We start from the raw sequence: 17,865 nt of genomic DNA, 5'->3' as shown, positions 1-17,865 counted from the left end.
GCTCGCTGAGAGTGGCTGAGTGGTCGCTGTGGATTCAGTTCAATTGGCAGACACAGCTGTGATTAATTCATCGATATTTCGCATTTGAGGAATAAAAGTTAATGCCGTCAAAGCGTCTTGCTAATAGCTACCAAACTAGGCTTGGAAGCCTGTCGTGAGGGTTGACTGTTAACAAGCAGCGATTTGAGTGCTTGACAGGTCGATAATGATAATTGTTATATTGAGGTAACATTATAACAAAAATTATATCAATGTTGGGGTTGGCTAAGACAAGGTAGGGCTTGTGAATGGCTAGAGGTACTCCGAAAAAAATTACAAATAATTCAGGGGATACTCAATGCGATCAACTAAGCGCCTTACTTTGGCTGCACTCGCTGTGGCGGCTAGCTTGCAGGTGCAAGCAGGCCAGAACACAGATGTAGCCGGCTCACGCACATTCACAGCAGAAGCCATTGAAAAATTCACCGCTGGCTACGATCCGTACGGATTGGCGAGCTTTCTGTCCATGCAAGCGGGTATCACTCTCAAAAGTAGCGGCGATCCGGGCGGCGAAGACTGGATGCTGGTGCGCGGTAACGGCCGTGACTCCTCACGCATGACGCTAATGTTGCTCGACGGTCGTCCGTATAACTCGGCCGCCAACAACACCCTGGAATTCAATACCATTCCGGTAAACCTGATTGAAAGCATCACGGTTCACTACGGTCCACTGCCTAGCCGCTTTGGTGGCTATACCTCGGTTATCGAAATCACCACTAAGAAAATTGATGGTGAAAATCAGATCAGAGCTTTCGGTGGTAGTAAGAAGACCTACGGTGGAGTGGGTACCTTTTCTTATAAAGGCGACGTCTCAGTTCTGTTGAATATCGACTACCATCAAACCGATGGTCTTAAAGGCGAGCAGTATCGCGAGCGCAAAGAGGAGACCAGCTTTGGTCCGTTTGGCCCGGTTACCGAGTTGGTTGAGCACGTTAATACCTATCAAGATCGCGGTTACCGTCAGTTAGTGCCTACTTTCAAGCTGGCGACTAATGTTGGCGAAGATGTTCAGTTTGAACTGTTAGCGCAAGCGCTGTTAACCAAAAAGCGCTTTGCTGATGGCCTATCGCCAGTGGAAGTTGACCAAGAAGCCGAGCGTGACCGTCGTTTCTACAACTTGGGTTTGAACTTCACTCCAACTGCTGAAAGCAGCAAAGACTTTGGCTTGAACGTTTATCTGAATTACGAAGACAAAGAGACCTTGGTGTTGCCGGATGAACTGGTCAACTATGGTGAGCAGAAGAAGAGCCAAGTGGGTGTCCGTGGCTTTGGTGTCACGCCCTTGTCTGAATGGGCATCGTTCCGCGTTGGTGGTGAGTTAGATTGGACCAAAGGCGAAGTCAAAGACGACGCCATGGTGACTGAGGTGATGGGGCAGTTTGGTCCGACTCTCATGCCAGTCTCCACCGATGAGCTGCCAAATCCATACTTCTTGTATCAAGACGAACTCAAGAAGATGGCGATCTATGGCGAGTTAAACCTTAAAGTGGGTAGATATGCCGACGTTGGCATTGGTACTCGCAGCGACAGTATCATTGGCGGTCAATCTGAGCTAAGTCCTTATTACTCTCTGCAAGTGCACGCTGGTGGTGGCGTAAGCCTATTTGCTTCTGGCGGTCAGACGGTGCGTATTCCGGGTCTGAGCGAATACAACAACTCGCAGCGTCCTGTGCAGACCGTACTGTATGGCATGCTAAGCGGTATCGGTGTTCCATCCATGGTTTTGGATAGCTTTGAGTACGAAGAGCGCCCGCTGCGCTTTGAGAAACAAAAAGGCTATCAGTTCGGCGTGAAAGGCAACTGGTTTGAAGATGCCCTAACCGTGCAAATCAGCAGTTATAAGTACGACCACGAAGGTTACACCTTTACCGATGTCGTGGCAGCCCCGGTGACCTTGTTTGGCGGTCCGCTAAGCGCTTTGGGTCCAATGCTGCCAGCCGGAGCACCGCCTCTGGGTAACGAGCTGCCTGTGCTGTATCGCACTAACAAACCAACCACAGATGTGACAAGAGGTTGGGATGCTAGCGCGAGTTACCAAACTGACGCTTGGTTGTGGTTTGCCAACGCCAGCAGAACCGATATCACTACCAAGTACAGTGATGGTCGTGCAGAGCACCGCGGTTGGTTCAGTCCGCCTCAAATAGTTGCCAACGCTGGTGTGGCGTTTAATTGGGATCAAACTCATGCCAACGCACGTATTCAGTATCGCGGCAAGACCGAAACCTCGTTGCAAGAGCGCGGCAATATGCCGGGCGTGGAGCTGGAGGCAAATACTGTGATTCATCTGGGTCTGAAGCAAGGCTTTGGAGGCTTCCACCTAGCTCTGGATGTTCACAACGTGATGGATAAGAAGTACGAAACTTTCTACGGCATGCCTATGATGGGACGTCACTTCACCGTTAGCGCGGGATATCGTTTCTAAGCGCTCTGGGTTGGCAAGGGCCAGTGCATTGCACTGGCTCTTTTGTATCTGTCGTCCCAGTTCTTACGTCCGTCATCCTAGTTCTTATGTTCGTCATCCCAATTCTTATGTCTGTCATCCCCGTGGAGACGGGGATCTAACCAGTTGCCAATGGCGGTTCGCTATATTCCCGCCCCCGTTTTCACGGGGGTGACGATTTTTCACGGGGGCGACGTTTTTGCACGGGTATGACACACGGGTTTGAGAATTACTAGTGATGCAAAAAAGACCTAAGGTGACTCGCTTAGCGTCTGGCTTTTTTAATATTCGGAAAGCGTTTGCGGTCTTCTTCGGTGGCCGCTTCATTACACTCTCCGCGCACCATGGCGTAGTCACTCAGAACCAAGCGGTCTAGCTCGGTGAAGCCCTCGCGGCAATAGCGATTGAAGTTGAGGATGTTGGTAACTTTCTGGTCGAGCAGGGCTTCAACCGACTCCGTGCTTGGGCGGTATCTCATATATTCTTCACGCGACGTGATGCGCCGAGTCGGTTTGAACATCTCCATGCTGTAGGTAAACAGCTTGGCGTCGTTGTTTAGGACTTTGGTGCTAAACCTGGACTCAAACGGCGTATCAATCGCGGGTTTACTGCGTTGACTGCTACAGGCGCTCAGGCCCACGGCGGCCACTACAGAGGCTAAAATCAGTCGTTTCATCAAGCTCGGCTTTATTGTTGTTTTAACGCTCAAGATACGTCGTGCTCGACCTGCTTAGCAAGGAATTACTGGGGCTTGGCACAATTTTCCGTCCCTTACCCAGTTTTCAGACGGGTTTACTGGCTTGAGCGCTAGCAATATCAGGTACTCGCGGTATGATAAAACACAACATAGCAATACCAACGGAAGACCATGCAAAGTCTGCTTAGGATACTACTGATCGACACCCACCTACCGGGTTACGTCGAACTCAAGGTGAACGGACACACCAACATTTGCGGCACCAATGCCTCCGGTAAAACCACCCTGCAACGATTGTTACCTGTGTTCTACGGCGAAGCGCCGAGTCGAGTGGTACCCGCCACGCGTGACAGCTTTCAGGCTTGGTACTTGCCCCGCGAGACCAGTTACATCGTCTATGAATATCAGCGCTCTGACGACCAGGTGTGCATGGCTATTCTTACCGGTTCGGCCAATGCTGTGGTGTATCGCTTGGTCGACGCGCCCTTTGAACTCAGCGATTTTCTGGGTGAAGACTTAACCGGCGAGGTACGTCCTAAGCCGGTGGCCGAGCTGATGCGCTACTTCCGTGGCCAAAAACTGATTTGCTCAAACAAGCTCAACAACAAAGAGTATCGCGGCGTGATTCAAAACGACCGCAGCGGGCTTGCCAGCTCGTCCGACCGTCGCAACCTGCAAGCGCTAGCGCGCCAATTTAGCTTGTGCGACAGCCAGCACTCGCTGCGCCATATCGAAAAGCTGATCCGCGCGGTGCACTCGCGCGAAGGCAAGATGGAGACCATCAAGGCGATGATCGCCGCCATCTTGGAAGAAGACGGGGTGCAAACGCCAACCCAAAAGCTCAGCCGTAACAAGGTAGAAGACTGGCTCAACGAATGTCAGCTAGTGCGCGATTTTGACGGTTTATCGAGTGAGTTTGAGCAGGTACTCAATCAAGAACACCAACTCAGCCAAACCCAGACTCGGCTTGGGCAGCTTAAGCACCAATTGAACTTGGACAAAGCTGAGCTTGTCAGTGCGCAAGAATCTCAGCAAATTCAATGGCAAACCGCCAAGGCAGATTTAGCCAAAGTGCAAGCGGACTGGGATGAAACTCGAGATAGCTTAGCGCTGACCGTATCCCAATCAAAAGCCGATGTGAAGCGTGCGGACGATGCGCTTAACGCCATTGAAGACGAGTTCAACGACTGGCAAGACAAGGACATCGACACGCACAAGCACAACTTGTCTCAGCTTGAAGGCTGGCAAAGTGAGCTAGAAGGCGCCAATCAAGAGTATCGACTGCTCACCGAGCAGCACCAGGACATCGAAGCGGCTTACAACCAGCAATTAGCCGAAAAAGCCGAACGTTTGAACCGTCAGCAAGACAAGCTGATTCGCCAAAAAGACGAGCACAGCGAGCAGCTAGCAGCGCGCCAACGCGAAGCGGCAGACGCGCTGCAAAGCCTGTTACAAGAACAGAATCAGCGTCGCATGGCCACCGAGCAAGACTTCGATGGCCAGCTACACCAGTTACAACTGACGTTAGAGCGTTTGCGCTCAGGGATTAGCTTGGCGGGCCCCAGTGCTGAGGAGCAACAGGCGTATCGTTTGATTCAAGCCAATGTGGAACAGGCCAGCGAGCAAGAAGACGCCAGCCGTCAAAGCTGCGAGCAAGTGCAAGCTGAGGTTAGCCAACTCAAACGCCGCCAACATCAAGCGGAGCGCAGCTTGGATAACGCTCGTCGCGATCATCAAAGTGCTGAAGCCGAGCTTGCTCGCGTGCAGCAATTGCGCTATCCGGGCGACAACACGCTACTGGAATACCTGCGTAGCGAAGTCAGCGACTGGCAAAGCCACATTGGTAAGGTGATAGACCCAAGCTTACTGTCGCGCAAAGACTTAAAGCCCGGCTCGAGTAGTCACAGTCAGGCGGAATTGTTTGGTGTTCACCTGGATTTAAGCGCCATCGAAGCGCCCGAGTTTGCCCGCTCCGAAGCCGAGCTTGAGCAAATGCTGAGCGTGGCTGAAACCAATCTAAACAGCGCTGAGAACGCCAAAGCGCAGGCCGAGAGCGAGTTGGCTAAAATCACCGCTGAGCTTCGCCAGCAAGAGCAAGTGCTAGTGCAAGCACAGAGCGAACGACTGCTAAAGACCGAAGAGCGGCAGCGTTTGCAGCAGGCGCAGCGACAGCTGCAACAAGAGCATCAACAGGCGCTCAATCAGCGCAAGCGCAACGCTGAAGCCGAGTTCGACGCGCAAAAGCGCGAGCTTGCCAAGCTGGAATCGAAAAAAGTTGAGGCGCTAGAGCAACTCAAAGATGAGTTTGGCCAGCAAAAAGGCGATTTCGAGCTGCATTGGCAGCAAATCTGCGCTGATATAGAAACCGAAATTGACGCGCTAGAGACTCAACGTCAAACCAATCACAGCCAACACAAAGTACAAATCAAAGAGCTAAAACAGTGGTTTAAGGACGAGTTGGCGGCTCGCGATGTGGACGTAGAGGTGATTGCCAAGCTCAAGGGCCGCATCGAGCAACTCAAGCAGAACATACAAGACACTCAGCAGATGCGCCATCAAGTGGCGGATTACGAGCGTTGGTATCAGCAGATTTACACCAAGCAAAAGACTCAGCTGCAAGCCAGTTTGAGTCAATCGCAAGCCAGCCAAGCAGAAGCCGAACGTCAGCAGAATCAGGCGCAAGCTAAGTTCCGCGAAGAGCAGAAGCGCTTAAAAGCCCTAGTGGGCGAACTCGATACCAGTCTGCAAGGTTTGCGCGAGCGCTTGAACCAGCTGGCTGAGCTTTTGGGCAAGTTAGCTTCGTTGGCTTTACCTAAATCCGCCGAGATAGAAAGTGGCGATGTGGAGCAGCGACTGGACCAAGCGCAGCAATTATTGCGCAAATACCTACAACTCACCGATGCCCTCGAGGCTCAGTTGCGCCAGTTTGATAATCGCATCGGTCAGAAAGCCGGTACCAGTTTGTCCGAATTTTGGGAGCACAGCCGCCAAGCCTGTTTCTATCAAGACGAGCAGGGCATTCCGCGCCTAAATATCACCAAAACCGTCGAGCAACTGAAAGAGCTTATCTTTAAGCTAATTCCGCAAAAGCGCGAAGTCTTGCACAGCCATGGTCGCAACTTGGGCAACACCCTGAGCCAGTACCACGCGGTACTCAAAGACATCGACAAGGCCATTGGACAGCAAAGCCGACGCATCAGTCAGGCCGTGGAGCAAGAGCTGTTTTTGGACGGGGTGTCAGACTCTTCAGTGCATATTCGCTCACGCATTAGCGAGCTGGAATTCTGGCCGGAGCTGGAGCGCTTTGGCGCGCTGCACCAAGCTTGGCTCGCCGACGATGAGCATCAACTGCCCAACCAAGACTATGGTGATTGCTTTAAGCAAGTGCTGGATATTCTTGGGCGTGCGGTCACCCAACAGGGCATCAGTCAATTGCTCGATGTAGAGCTCAAGTTAACCGAGGGCAAGAGTCAGCTGCTGATCCGCACCGATAAGCAGCTCAACGAGTCATCGTCGCACGGTATGGCTTATCTGATTTTGTGTAAATTCTTGCTGGCCTTTACGCGTTTATTGCGCGGCCAAAGTGAGGTCACGATTCACTGGCCAATCGATGAAATCGGCACTTTAGCGCACCACAACGTCAAGAAGATTTTCGACGCCTGCGCCAGTCATCAAATTACTGTAGTAGGGGCCTTCCCCAACCCAGAATCCGAGGTGCTTAACTTGTTTGCCAATCGCTACCTTATCGACAAGCAAAAGAAACAACTGCAAACCGTGGAGCCGGCTGTCAGCAGCTTAAAGCAGCGTTTAGCCGAGCGTCGTCAGATTGAGGAGGTTAGCGCATGATCAGCACCAAAGGTCGAGTACTTGAAGCCCTGTTATCCGGTCAGTTTATTTGCCAAGTGAGCCACGACGAGGCACACCAATTCTTAGAGGTGGATGCCAACCGCGAAGAGGTGGAAACTCAGCTCAATCTGTTTAACCGTACTCTAGCCAGCGCCTCGTCAGGGCAAGTGCGCTTTGCCGCGTATCGCCAGCTTGGTGATGACGAGCGCAAGCGGCTTACCGGCCAATTCAAAGACATCTCCAGCAGCTTATTGCCGCTGGTGGAGTGGTTGGTGCTAGTGCAAGAGAGTTTGGGCCATAACGCGCCCCTGACCCAAGGTGACATTCTGCGTCTACACGAGCTACAAGGGGTCATTGAAGACTCGCCTGCCTTTGCTGAAGCCCTGGCCAAAATTGCTCGCTATGCGCTGTTTAACTCCAGCTCGTCGAGCATCGATGCTCAGCTAAAACTGGTGTTTAAGCGCCTGCAAGAGTTGGGCTACTTAGTGCGCCCTAACGAGGACAAACAAATTTTCATCGCCACCGGTAAGGTGGATTACGTGATGGATGTAATCAAATACATCGATGAAAACGAGCGTCTGGCACTGACCCAAACAGCTGAGCAATCCCAAGGAGACTTGCTGTGAGTCAGTCGGTCAAAAAAGCTGGGGTTAAACTGCTGCGCACCTTGAGCAATCATGCCGAGGTGATCATGCAGGCCTACACCAGTGGCCATGTGGACGAGACTCAATTGTCGCCAGCTCAGCTGAAAAAGTTGATGGAGGCTCAGGTACTGTGGCGCCCACAAGCCGGCGAAGACCTGCGCTTGCGGCGTGCGGTTCGCAACCTGCTGGAGTCTGGGCTTGCAGATGAGCGCAATCGCCAGGTGGACGCCAACATGGCCGGTCGTTTGGCGCGTATTCGCACCACGGTGGCCAACTACAAAGAGTCGATGCATCGTGGTGCGTATCGCGAAGCGGATGTGTTTTTAGAGGAACTGGCCGAAACCAGTTACTCCTTGAGCGAGAGTCTGCAGCGCTCCGTGCGTGGCTTGTGGCATCGCATCCACAACGAGTTTGGTTACGTGTCTTCGGTCAGCGCCAAAATTCGCGAGAACCAGCTAGCACAACAGCAAGTCTCCGAGCTGTTAGACCAACTGGAGCTGTTGAAGTTTGACGAGTTGGCTGAGCTTGCCGGCAGCGATCGCGATTTGCGTCGTTTGCTGATTGTCTCCTTGCAGCAAACCCACGCCGAGGTGAGCTTTGAGTTGGCTTCCGCGCAAACCCGTTTGTTGCGCCTGCTTGGCAAGTTCCGCGAGCATTTAGAGCGCTCGCAGCTGCTCAAAGGCTTTGTGCTGCATTGCCGCCAAAACCCCGATTATCAGCCGCGAGATTACGCCGCGGAATCGCACCCAAGCGAGTTGTTTAATCAAGCGCCTGGCTTTATTAGGAGTGCGGCGATTAACACTCAAGACTTGGAGCATCGCGATGCGATGTTGCCACTGCTGGCCAAGCTTAAGATCCGTCGCGACAAGGCCGATGAGGCGCTCCAGGCGGGCGAGGCCTTTAGCTTAGAAGAGCAAACGCAGATTCAAGTCGAAGCCGAGCCTATCAAGCAAGCGGTAGACGACTTCTTTTGCGAGGTTATCGATAGCGGCGAAACCCGCTCAGCGCTGGCGTACCTCAAGCAGCAAGAATTGGACTTTGACCCAGAGCTTTGGATTTATCGAGTGATCGCTGGCTACGAGGGATTAAACGCCGAAGAGCAGGCCTACTTTGCGCTGGATAGAGACGGCCAAAAACATCAGGCGTTTGACAACTACATCATTGAAGATGTGACCATGGGGCTTAGATAGTCGATGGCGCTGACTAAGCAATTAATAAAAGCGCTATCCAATTTTCAGCAAAAGCCGACCAAACTCTCGTTGCCGATTCAACAACGCCTCAGTCAGTACCTAATCGAAGAATATCCTGACTTAGTGCGTGTTCGAGGTCAGCAGCTGGTTTTCACTACCGCCGAAAAGCATCGCTTATTCGCCACTCTGGCAAAGCTAGAGGGCTATCAGCCGCTGTTAGCGGATGCACAGCCAACGACTCGAATCCAACAAGTCGCGATCACCGCCGATGAGAAGCAGGCCGACTTGTCGCCCAATCAAACCAAGGTGTTGTTAAAGACCTTGGGCCGAGCTCTAACCGAAGCGGGGCTTAGCGAAAAGGCGAAAGAAGGCGTGACGCACCGAATTGATTTGGGGTCATTGGATTTTGCTCAAATTCAGCAGGTGGTGATGGTTGAAAACCTAGAGGCGTTTGATGCCATAGAGGCCAAGCAACTGCCCTCAACGCTTGGCGATGCCATCATTCTCTACAAAGGCGATGGTTTTTGGGCGGGTACCAAGCGCTTTTTGGCAATGCTGCATCAGGACACGCAGGTCGTGGGTTACTACGATGCGGATCCTTCGGGACTTTGTATGGCGCTGGATACGCCGAGATTAAACGCCATTTTGTGGCCGGCTTGTCTCGATGAGTTGCAAGCCTACTCCAAGCAAGCGGCTTACGATAAACAAGCGACTGCGCGACAACGCCTGAGTCGCATCGCTAATAGCGCCTGGCAAAGTGCAGTAGACCAAGTGCTCACTCAGCGTTTGGCCATCACCCAAGAAGCCATGCTAATGCATGGCTCCCAGTTAATACTCTTGCCTAAGGCGTTCGAATAGAGCGTTGGATACAAACGCTTGATAAGCGATTAGTGGCTATGGGTCTGCAGACGATCAAACACATAGCCTGCTTTCACCGCTCCCCATACCTGCTCATCAGCTTCGTTGTAACCGCGATCCCAACTGACGATGCCCTTCTCGGTCACTGTCACCTCTGATACGGCGTAGGCCGCACCGCGAAGCTTACTAAAGCAGTTCTTACCCTTGGTGCCACCTTCAAAAGCTTGTGTGGCTTCATTCCAAGTTAGATAGACTTCACAGCCAGGCTTTAACACTACATCTGTGGATTTAAGCTTGGCCAATGGCAGTAGCTTTTGGTGATCGCCGGCGTATTTTAGTGGGTCGTCCAGAGTATACACGTGGCTGACAAATTGGTTGTCGCTTAGGCGCTCAAGGCGATACACGCGCTGGCGATAGGGGCGTTCTAGCGAAGACGCTGCGGCTTGCTCTACGTACAACCAGTAGTCTTTCTCGGATGGCCACACGGTTTTCATATTCAGGTGAATATTGAAAAAGTCTTGGTCTTGTTGTGCTTGTGCCTCGGAGGTGAAGTGGCCTTCCATCCAATGAGCTAGGGTTTTCAAGCGGTCTTTGGAGACAGAGTGGGCAGAGGTGGAAAGGCTTACAAACAGTGCCAGCAGGGCCAGGCAATACTTCATGTCATCGTCCTTGAATCGAATGTCGATGGGTTATTTGAGCGCCAGTATGCCAAGAAAAACCCGTGGTGTCAGCGACTGCACAGCTAACACCCTAAAAGGAAACGAGTGACTTGAGTATTGAGAGGACTCAGAGTCGACGCCTGAGATTTGCTCGCGTCGACCTCAGTTGATGAGTTAAGCCGGCGACTGAGGCTGTTGGGAGCTGTTTTGCACCGATACGGCCAGATTCTTTTCGACAGGCAAGCGGTAGATAGACCAAAAGTTCAAACCCACCAATACAGTGCCGCCAATGATATTGCCAATGGTCACCGGAATCAGATTGGCCAAAACAAACTTTGCCAGATTCAAGTCGGCAAACTCAGCTGGAGTTGCGCCTATGCTGGTCCAAAACTCAGGTGACGCGGTGGCCTTGATGGCAATCGCTATCGGCACCATGAACATGTTGGCAACGCAGTGCTCAAAGCCGGCACAGACAAACATAGCTACCGGCAGGACTATCATCATCAATTTATAGGCGATGTTGCTGGTGCAAAACGTCATCCAGATCGCCAAACAAACCAGCAAGTTACACAAAATTCCCAAACACAGCGCTTGTACTGGAGTGTGGTGTAGCTTGTGTTGAGCGATGTGCATGGCGTTAAGCCCCCACTGCCCATCATTGAGATTGTAAAGCTGGCCGCCGGTGATAAGCGCCACTAGCACCAAGGCACCGATTAGATTACCCAAGTAGACCTTGCCCCACACTCGTAGCATTTTTCCGGTAGAAATCTGGCGATTGGCACGAGCGATGATTGATAGCACAGAGCTGGTGAACAGCTCGCCACCGCAGACGATAACCAGCATCAAGCCCATGCTAAAAGCAAGACCGCCAATTAGCCGAGTCATGCCCCAACCTGCGGTACTGCCCGTGGTGACCGAGATATAAAATACAAAGCCCAGGCCGACGAACAAACCGGCCAATGCGCCGAGCCCTAATATCATACGCGTCGATTTAGATGCCTTGCCTACGGCGTATTGCTCGGCTTGCGCCATCATTTGTGAAGGGTTGAAGAATTGAGAATCTGAAGCACTGGCCATGAAGAAGGCGTCCTAACAAGATGAATACGAAGCGAGGATGTTGTCTAGCAAGGGTAAACGCCAGTAAGGGTAGGCTCTGGCTTATATTAAGTAAAATTGATATTTATAATAAGACACATCAGTTAACTTGATGCTAAAACACTCGAGCGAGCCTATGCGATACACACTCAAACAACTGGCTGTGTTTAACGCCATTGCACAAACCCAAAGTGTTAGCCAAGCCGCCAAGCAGCTAGCTTTGACTCAGTCGGCCACTAGCATGGCGCTGGCCCAGTTAGAGCGCCAGTTAGGGCGCGCTTTGTTTGAGCGACAAAACAAGCGCATGCGCTTGACCAGCTGGGGTGAGTGGTTAAGACCACGAGCCAAACGATTGTTGGCTGATGCTACTCAAATTGAAACCGGCTTGTTTGAGCAGCACAAAATCAGCGGAGAACTGTCAATTGCGGTCAGCCAAACCCCCGCATCGCATCTGTTTCCTCAGTTAGTTCGAGCGTGCGATCAACAATACCCTGAGGTTCGCATTGAGATGCGAGTGGCCAATACCGGCAGTGTGATTAACGCGGTGCGCGACTATCAGTGCGATTTTGGCATTATCGAAGGGCGCTGCGACGATGTGCGTATCGCCCAGCAACTTTGGTGCGAGGATCATCTGAGCATAGTCGCCAGTGGCAATCATCCGCTGGTGGGCAAAGCTTCCCTTACGCTCGCGGACTTAGAACAGGCCAAATGGGTACTGCGCGAATCAGGCTCCGGGGTGCGAATGATCTTTGACAGCGCCATGCATGGCCATCTTGGTGAACTCTCTGTGTGGCGCGAATACGACCATGTGGGCACCATTTTGGCGTTGGTGGAAACAGGGAGCTACCTGACCTGCTTGCCATATCTGGATGTGGCACATGGGTTGGCGGACGGGCGCTTAGTTGAATTCAACTTTGACCAGTTAAATATGCAGCGGCCGCTATCCTTTATTTGGCGTGCAGAAGACGGTGACAATCTATTGCGCGAGAAAGTCATTGAGCTAGCCATGCAAGAGGTGCAGCGCTGAGAAAAGCGCGCTGATGCCAAACAAAAACCCCAAGCTTGTGCTTGGGGTTTTTCGATGAAGCTGAGCTCTCAGATTACTTCAGCTTTTTAATCATAGCGTCGATGGCTGAAAGGAACTCTGCATCCCACTCATCGGTAACCGCCGCTGGAGAGCTGGCTTGACGCACAACAACTACGTTTTCCGTTGGGTCAACATAGATCCACTGACCAAAGATACCAAGTGCTGTATAAGCCTTGTTTTCGTTGCTGGTGTGCCAGAACTGGTTCTTGTAGCTCCAACCTTCAAAGGCTTTGCCTGGAACGCCGTAGCCACCTTTGTAGAAGGCTTGAATGTCGCCACCGGCTTCTACATCTTTGATTGCCGCAGCTGGCAGAATTTGCTCGCCCGCAAGGTTTTTACCCTGGTCGGCTAGCATCTGGCCAAAACGCGCCAAATCGCGAGCGGTTGCATTTAAACCACCAGAAGCCACTGGAACACCTACGGTGTCAACAACGATGAAAGCGTCACGCTCGTTACCCAGTTTGCTCCAAATGCGCTCTTGGAATAGCTTTTCATACGGCATGCCAGAGGCTTTTTCTAGGATCCAAGCCACAACGTCGGTATTCGCAGAGATGTAGTGGAACTCTTCGCCGTGCGGGCGAGGGCCGTCAGAGTCTAGCTTGGAGACGAAATCACGAACGGTTTTCGGACCTTGGTAGTCGTGCTCCATTGGCATAAAGCCAACAGTTTTCATGTGCTTAAACACGTCAGCATTTGGATCTTCGTACTCTTCTGAATAGTTTACGTTGTTAACCATATCCAGCACTTGGCCTACGGTGGCGTCACCATAAGGCGTGCCTTTTAACTCGGTGACGTACTCAGAAACCAAAGCATCGCGCTTTAGTTTGCCTTCGGCAATTAAGCTGGCGCCCAGAATACCGGTGAACGACTTGGTCACAGACATCATCAAGTGATGGGTGCGGTCGGTTTGACCATCGAAGTACTGCTCGTGAACAATCTTGCCATCTTTAAGCACGATAAAGGCGTCAGCGCGGTGTTTTGCCAGCATGTCTTGCAGCTGCATCTTCTGGCCTTTGTGGGTGAATTCCATATTCTCAATTGAAGGAACGGTGGCGTATTCAAACATCAGAGGCGCTCGAGTACCGGCGTCAATCGATTTGCTCTTGGTAAACTCCTGCAAGTTCTTAAAGCTGTAGCGGTTTTGATCCGGTGCAAGCAAGGTGTACTCGTCAACGCCCATCTCAGCACGAGACTTACCTTCGGCTGGTGTCGCGTGGGCGACGCTCATGGTCATCAGGCTCGCCAGGGTAAGAGAAATCAAGGTTCTTTTCATTGCAGTTGTCCTTCGTAGGAATTACGTATTGGAGCAACTTTAGCGCAAGTTAAACTAGCGAGTAAAAGCAGCACCTACTGGTTCGGTTAGTAGGTCTGCGTTAGAATGGTTTGAGTTAGTCGACTCGAGCACAGACCATGTTAATTACCCTTGAAAGACTGCAGTATCTAGCCTTAGTCGTTGAGACGGGCTCGTTTTCAGCGGCCGCTCGCCAGCTTGGTTGCACCGCGTGGACTGTGAACCAAGTACTGCAAAACATGGAAACCGATCTCGGCAAGCCATTGTTTGAGCGTCACCCGGGAAAGCCGCCAATCCCCACAGTTTTTGCTAAATCGCTGTATTTTCAGGCGCTAGAGGTGATGCCGCGCATCGAAGCGATGGAAGCCAAAGCCTCATCCATTCAGCAGGGGGTCGAGGATGAAGTGTCCTTTGTTGTGCATCCTATGGTGCTTTATCCAAAAATCGCTTCACTGCTGGCTCAGTTGCCCGCCAAATTTGAAAATACCAACGTGCGGCTAATTGAGTCCGAAGAGTACGACCTCATTGGCGAAGACATAGACGTCGGTATTGTGCCTAACTTGATGAGCTTACACAGAGGCAAAGAGTGGCTGCAGATCGACAACATTGAATGGGTGTGTCTTGTTGCAACGACCCACCCTTTGAGCAAGAAGCGCGGCGAGCTGGATCAAACCGATTTGGGCCGTTATCACCAACTCTTGTACAAGCCTCGTCAAAGCGGGCACGAAATGATCCACGACTCGCTTAACGCTTCCTCTAAGCAAATTATTTGCGAACGCTTTTTTCAGTATCGCGAAATGCTGCTCGCCGGCGCGGGCTTTGCCTGGATGCCCAAGCAATTGGCGACCGACTGGATTGCATCGAAGCGCTTGGTAGCACTAAAGCTTAGCTACCATCAAAGCGCCATGTTTTGGGGCATCGATATGATTTGGGGAGCCAACATAGGCCCGGCGGCACAGTGGCTGGTGGATTCGATTCGTTCGAGCTAACTCGCCGCATCTGGCCTATTAATCCTAGCTTTCTGCACATTGTCTGCACTTTTGCCGATTAATCTAGTCATCAACATCAGCGCATAATAAAAGGGCTTCAAGATGACTAATACCCACCGCTTAGCAATTATCACTTTGTGCAGCTTATTGGCTGCCGGCTGTGGCAGCGATACCAGCACGCCTATCGACGAAACACCGGATGTCGACAATGGTGGCGATAGCAGCACCCCAGCGCCACTACCCGAGCCAACGACTCTGATTGCCGATACAGGTCAATCAGAGTGCTTTAACGCTAAGTCAGTGATTGACTGCCCGGTACTTGGCTATGAGTTTTTCGGTCAGGATGCGCAACATCAAGGTCATGGCCCGAACTTCACCGACAATGGCGATGGCACTATCACCGACAATGTCACCGGGCTGATGTGGCAACAATCGCCAGATCAAAACGGTGATGGTGTAATCGATGCATCCGATAAACTTGGCTATGAACAAGCGGCCGCAGCCGCCAGTGAGGTCATCACTGGAGGTTACAACGACTGGCGTCTGCCAACCATCAAAGAGCTGTATTCCTTGATTGATTTTAGCGGCGTAGACCCAAGTGGTTACGAGGGTAGCGATACCTCTGACCTAGTGCCCTTTATCGACACCAACTACTTTGGGTTTGGCTATGGCGACCAGAATGCGGGCGAGCGAATCATTGATGCTCAATACGCCACGACCAGCGTTTACAACGGCATTGGCGCTAATGGCATCGACTTACTGTTCGGCGTGAACTTCGCCGACGGTCGCATCAAAGGCTATGGCGTAGAACTGCACGGCCAGGCGAAAACCTTCAATCTGCTTTATGTGCGTGGCGAGGCCGGCTATGGCGACAATCAGCTAGTAGACAATGGCGATGGCACCATTAGCGATGCATCCACCGGTTTGATGTGGTCGCAGGCTGACAGCGGCACAGGCATGAACTGGGAGGCGGCACTTGCTTATGCTCAGGCCATGAACGACGACTACTACCTTGGCTATAACGATTGGCGAGTGCCTAACGCCAAAGAACTACAAGCACTGGTGGACTACAGTCGCTCCCCAGATGGCACCGACAGTGCAGCGATAGACCCAGTGTTCGAGTCGACCCAAATCACCAACGAGGGCGGTCAAGCCGACTACCCCGCTTATTGGACGAGTACCACCCACAAAAACTGGTCTTCAGTGAATGGCGGCAATGCTGTGTATGTGAACTTTGGCCGAGCACTAGGTTACATGAACGGCGAGTGGCAAGACGTGCACGGTGCAGGCGCTCAGCGCAGTGACCCAAAAGTGGGTGATGCCGCTGATTATCCCGAAGGTCATGGGCCACAAGGCGATGCGATTCGTATTGATAACTATGTTCGCTTAGTTCGCGACGCCGACTAACCCTTCGGGCCGGTGTCCCCTGCCGGCCCGTATTTGAGTTTCGCTGATGTGCGCTTTCTACAAAATTCAGTAGCTTGCGCACTTTTTTCTTTGTCAGAAATGGTGATACTAGGGAGAAGGGTTTATGTCCACCACACCTAGAACAAGCAATCGAGCGAGCATGCGAGTATCCACCAAATTGGTCTTAGCTTTCCTTGGCGTTACCGCTGTTGTCCTCGCCGCCACTCTGGGCTTGGCGCGATGGAGCTTTGAGCGAGGCTTTCTCGACTACGTCAACGCGCTTGAGCAAACTCGCTTGGAGCGATTGGCGAGCTCACTGGCTAGCCAATACCAAGCCGATGGTGAGAGTTGGAATAGCTTGACCAATCGTCGCTTTGGCGACTTGATGCGTAATGATACTTCAGCACGCGAGTTATCGCGTCGCCCGCCTGCCACTCGTGGAGACAGGGGCGCTGAACGTCGTCCGCCGCCAAGAGATAGAATGGGTGGGCCTAGTGATTCTCGTCGACCGCCGCGTGGGCAGGCTTCAGGTAACATTCCAGCCGCGACCGTGCTACTCGACGCCCAAGGGGATTACGTTGCTGGGGTTCGCGAGTTTAACGAGGCCAATCCGATTCGAGTGGCGATAGCTCTTAACGATCGCAAGATCGGCGAGCTCAACAGTGCGCCCAAGCGCCATTTTGAAACCGCGCCAGAGACCGCGTTTTCCCGCCAGCAATACACCACTAGCTTGTTGATTGCCCTAGTGTCAGTACTACTGGCTACTGTGGTGTCTTATTTGGTGGCGCGTCGCTTGTTGGCTCCAGTAAAACGCATGGCCGAGGGCGTGTCACTCATGTCCAGCGGTGACTATAAAGTACGTCTTAGTGGCGAAAGAAAAGACGAGCTAGGCCAGTTAATGGCGGATCTTAACCACTTAGCGTTCAAACTGGATGAAGCCCAAAGTGCCCGACAGCGCTGGTTTGCCGATATCTCCCACGAACTCAGAACCCCAACCGCTGTGCTAATGGGTGAGCTCGAAGCCATTAAAGATGGCATACGGCCGATGAACCTCGAGCAAATGGAATCCATGGCACAAGAGGTGGCGCGCTTGCGAACCTTGATAGACGACTTGTATCAGTTGTCGGTGTCCGAGGTCGGTGGGCTTAGATATAACATGCAAAGCTTGTCGCTAAGCGATGCGCTTTCCGATGCCGTTGGTATGCTGGAAGACAGAGCTGAGTCGAAAGGCATAATCCTAGAGACAGAGCTCGACGAGCAGGCCGAGATAGAAGCCGATCCGCAAAGGCTAAGGCAGTTACTGGACAACCTGCTCAATAACTCACTGGCTTACACAGATGCGCCTGGGCGACTTCGAATTACGCTGAAGCGCGACTCGAACCATGCGCTGGTTAGCCTAGAAGACAGTGCCCCCGGCATAAGCGCTGTCGAGGGTGAGCGACTCTTTGAGCCTCTGTATCGACAAGAGCAGTCGCGCAATCGTCGCACCGCTGGTGCGGGACTTGGACTGGCCATCTGTCGCAATATCGCCAAAGCCCACCGCGGTGAAATTAGTGCTAGCCCGTCTGAGCTTGGTGGTGTGAAAATCGAGCTGAGACTGCCGTTAAAAGATTAGTGACGAGA

13 protein-coding genes are annotated in these 17,865 nt (G+C 52.3%); 9 read left to right on the top strand and 4 right to left on the bottom strand.

What is annotated here, in order from left to right:
- Window positions 1–337: 337 nt before the first annotated feature.
- Window positions 338–2,461: a TonB-dependent receptor domain-containing protein gene (locus CLC93_RS14400; protein WP_095506686.1), complete on the top strand. Its 2,124-nt coding sequence runs from the start codon at window positions 338–340 to the stop codon at window positions 2,459–2,461.
- 283 nt (window positions 2,462–2,744) lie between these two features.
- On the opposite strand, the gene CLC93_RS14395 is transcribed toward CLC93_RS14400, so the two are convergent.
- Complete coding sequence (locus CLC93_RS14395; protein ID WP_095506685.1) at window positions 2,745–3,155, bottom strand: hypothetical protein; 411 nt, start codon at window positions 3,153–3,155, stop codon at window positions 2,745–2,747.
- A 192-nt stretch (window positions 3,156–3,347) separates the two neighbouring features.
- Here CLC93_RS14395 and CLC93_RS14390 point away from each other — a divergent pair, with 192 nt between their 5' ends.
- The 4 genes from CLC93_RS14390 to CLC93_RS14375 are packed head-to-tail and all read left to right on the top strand — an operon-like array spanning window position 3,348 to window position 9,714.
- Window positions 3,348–7,022 (top strand): ATP-binding protein, encoded by a 3,675-nt coding sequence (locus CLC93_RS14390; protein WP_095506684.1) that lies wholly within the window; start codon window positions 3,348–3,350, stop codon window positions 7,020–7,022.
- The gene (locus tag CLC93_RS14385; RefSeq protein ID WP_095506683.1) at window positions 7,019–7,648 is read left to right on the top strand and encodes a condensin complex protein MksE; all 630 of its coding nucleotides are present in this window, start codon (window positions 7,019–7,021) and stop codon (window positions 7,646–7,648) included. The genes CLC93_RS14390 and CLC93_RS14385 overlap by 4 nt, the downstream gene beginning before the upstream one ends.
- Window positions 7,645–8,856, top strand: a complete 1,212-nt coding sequence (locus tag CLC93_RS14380) for a phosphoenolpyruvate carboxylase (RefSeq protein WP_095506682.1) — start codon at window positions 7,645–7,647, stop codon at window positions 8,854–8,856. The genes CLC93_RS14385 and CLC93_RS14380 overlap by 4 nt, the downstream gene beginning before the upstream one ends.
- A gap of 3 nt (window positions 8,857–8,859) precedes the next feature.
- Window positions 8,860–9,714, top strand: coding sequence for a DUF7281 domain-containing protein (locus CLC93_RS14375; RefSeq protein ID WP_095506681.1), 855 nt, complete (start codon window positions 8,860–8,862; stop codon window positions 9,712–9,714).
- A 29-nt stretch (window positions 9,715–9,743) separates the two neighbouring features.
- Here the strand turns inward: CLC93_RS14375 and CLC93_RS14370 are convergent, their stop codons facing one another.
- Both CLC93_RS14370 and focA read right to left on the bottom strand, forming a co-directional pair.
- On the bottom strand, window positions 9,744–10,373 hold the full coding sequence (locus CLC93_RS14370; RefSeq protein ID WP_095506680.1) for a chromophore lyase CpcT/CpeT: 630 nt from the start codon (window positions 10,371–10,373) through the stop codon (window positions 9,744–9,746).
- Between the two features lie 174 nt (window positions 10,374–10,547).
- The gene (gene focA, locus CLC93_RS14365) at window positions 10,548–11,450 is read right to left on the bottom strand and encodes a formate transporter FocA (protein ID WP_095506679.1); all 903 of its coding nucleotides are present in this window, start codon (window positions 11,448–11,450) and stop codon (window positions 10,548–10,550) included.
- A gap of 154 nt (window positions 11,451–11,604) precedes the next feature.
- On the opposite strand from focA, the gene CLC93_RS14360 reads away from it, so the two are divergent.
- Window positions 11,605–12,495 carry a LysR substrate-binding domain-containing protein gene (locus tag CLC93_RS14360; protein ID WP_095506764.1) on the top strand — a complete coding sequence of 297 codons (891 nt, stop codon included), beginning with the start codon at window positions 11,605–11,607 and terminating at the stop codon, window positions 12,493–12,495.
- Window positions 12,496–12,568: 73 nt separating this feature from the next.
- Here the strand turns inward: CLC93_RS14360 and CLC93_RS14355 are convergent, their stop codons facing one another.
- Window positions 12,569–13,828: a serine hydrolase domain-containing protein gene (locus tag CLC93_RS14355; protein WP_095506678.1), complete on the bottom strand. Its 1,260-nt coding sequence runs from the start codon at window positions 13,826–13,828 to the stop codon at window positions 12,569–12,571.
- Window positions 13,829–13,965: 137 nt separating this feature from the next.
- On the opposite strand from CLC93_RS14355, the gene CLC93_RS14350 reads away from it, so the two are divergent.
- The 3 genes from CLC93_RS14350 to CLC93_RS14340 all read left to right on the top strand — a co-directional run bounded on the left by CLC93_RS14350 (window position 13,966) and on the right by CLC93_RS14340 (window position 17,857).
- Entirely contained in the window at window positions 13,966–14,835 is an 870-nt protein-coding gene (locus CLC93_RS14350) for a LysR family transcriptional regulator (protein WP_095506677.1), read from the top strand.
- Between the two features lie 102 nt (window positions 14,836–14,937).
- On the top strand, window positions 14,938–16,242 hold the full coding sequence (locus tag CLC93_RS14345; protein ID WP_095506676.1) for an Lcl C-terminal domain-containing protein: 1,305 nt from the start codon (window positions 14,938–14,940) through the stop codon (window positions 16,240–16,242).
- Between the two features lie 124 nt (window positions 16,243–16,366).
- Entirely contained in the window at window positions 16,367–17,857 is a 1,491-nt protein-coding gene (locus CLC93_RS14340; protein WP_095506675.1) for an ATP-binding protein, read from the top strand.
- Window positions 17,858–17,865: the final 8 nt, after the last annotated feature.

It is taken from the genome of Paraferrimonas sedimenticola, assembly GCF_002282855.1.
GTDB classification, from domain to species: Bacteria; Pseudomonadota; Gammaproteobacteria; order Enterobacterales; family Shewanellaceae; genus Paraferrimonas; species Paraferrimonas sedimenticola.
This window is presented reverse-complemented; position numbering and strand designations above follow the sequence as displayed.

Coding starts and splice junctions, on each gene's coding strand:
- CLC93_RS14400 (WP_095506686.1), top strand. CDS start 338: ATGCGATCAACTAAGCGCCTTACTTTGGCTGCACTCGCTGTGGCGGCT.
- CLC93_RS14395 (WP_095506685.1), bottom strand. CDS start 3,155: ATGAAACGACTGATTTTAGCCTCTGTAGTGGCCGCCGTGGGCCTGAGC.
- CLC93_RS14390 (WP_095506684.1), top strand. CDS start 3,348: ATGCAAAGTCTGCTTAGGATACTACTGATCGACACCCACCTACCGGGT.
- CLC93_RS14385 (WP_095506683.1), top strand. CDS start 7,019: ATGATCAGCACCAAAGGTCGAGTACTTGAAGCCCTGTTATCCGGTCAG.
- CLC93_RS14375 (WP_095506681.1), top strand. CDS start 8,860: ATGGCGCTGACTAAGCAATTAATAAAAGCGCTATCCAATTTTCAGCAA.
- CLC93_RS14370 (WP_095506680.1), bottom strand. CDS start 10,373: ATGAAGTATTGCCTGGCCCTGCTGGCACTGTTTGTAAGCCTTTCCACC.
- focA (WP_095506679.1), bottom strand. CDS start 11,450: ATGGCCAGTGCTTCAGATTCTCAATTCTTCAACCCTTCACAAATGATG.
- CLC93_RS14360 (WP_095506764.1), top strand. CDS start 11,605: ATGCGATACACACTCAAACAACTGGCTGTGTTTAACGCCATTGCACAA.
- CLC93_RS14355 (WP_095506678.1), bottom strand. CDS start 13,828: ATGAAAAGAACCTTGATTTCTCTTACCCTGGCGAGCCTGATGACCATG.
- CLC93_RS14350 (WP_095506677.1), top strand. CDS start 13,966: ATGTTAATTACCCTTGAAAGACTGCAGTATCTAGCCTTAGTCGTTGAG.
- CLC93_RS14345 (WP_095506676.1), top strand. CDS start 14,938: ATGACTAATACCCACCGCTTAGCAATTATCACTTTGTGCAGCTTATTG.
- CLC93_RS14340 (WP_095506675.1), top strand. CDS start 16,367: ATGTCCACCACACCTAGAACAAGCAATCGAGCGAGCATGCGAGTATCC.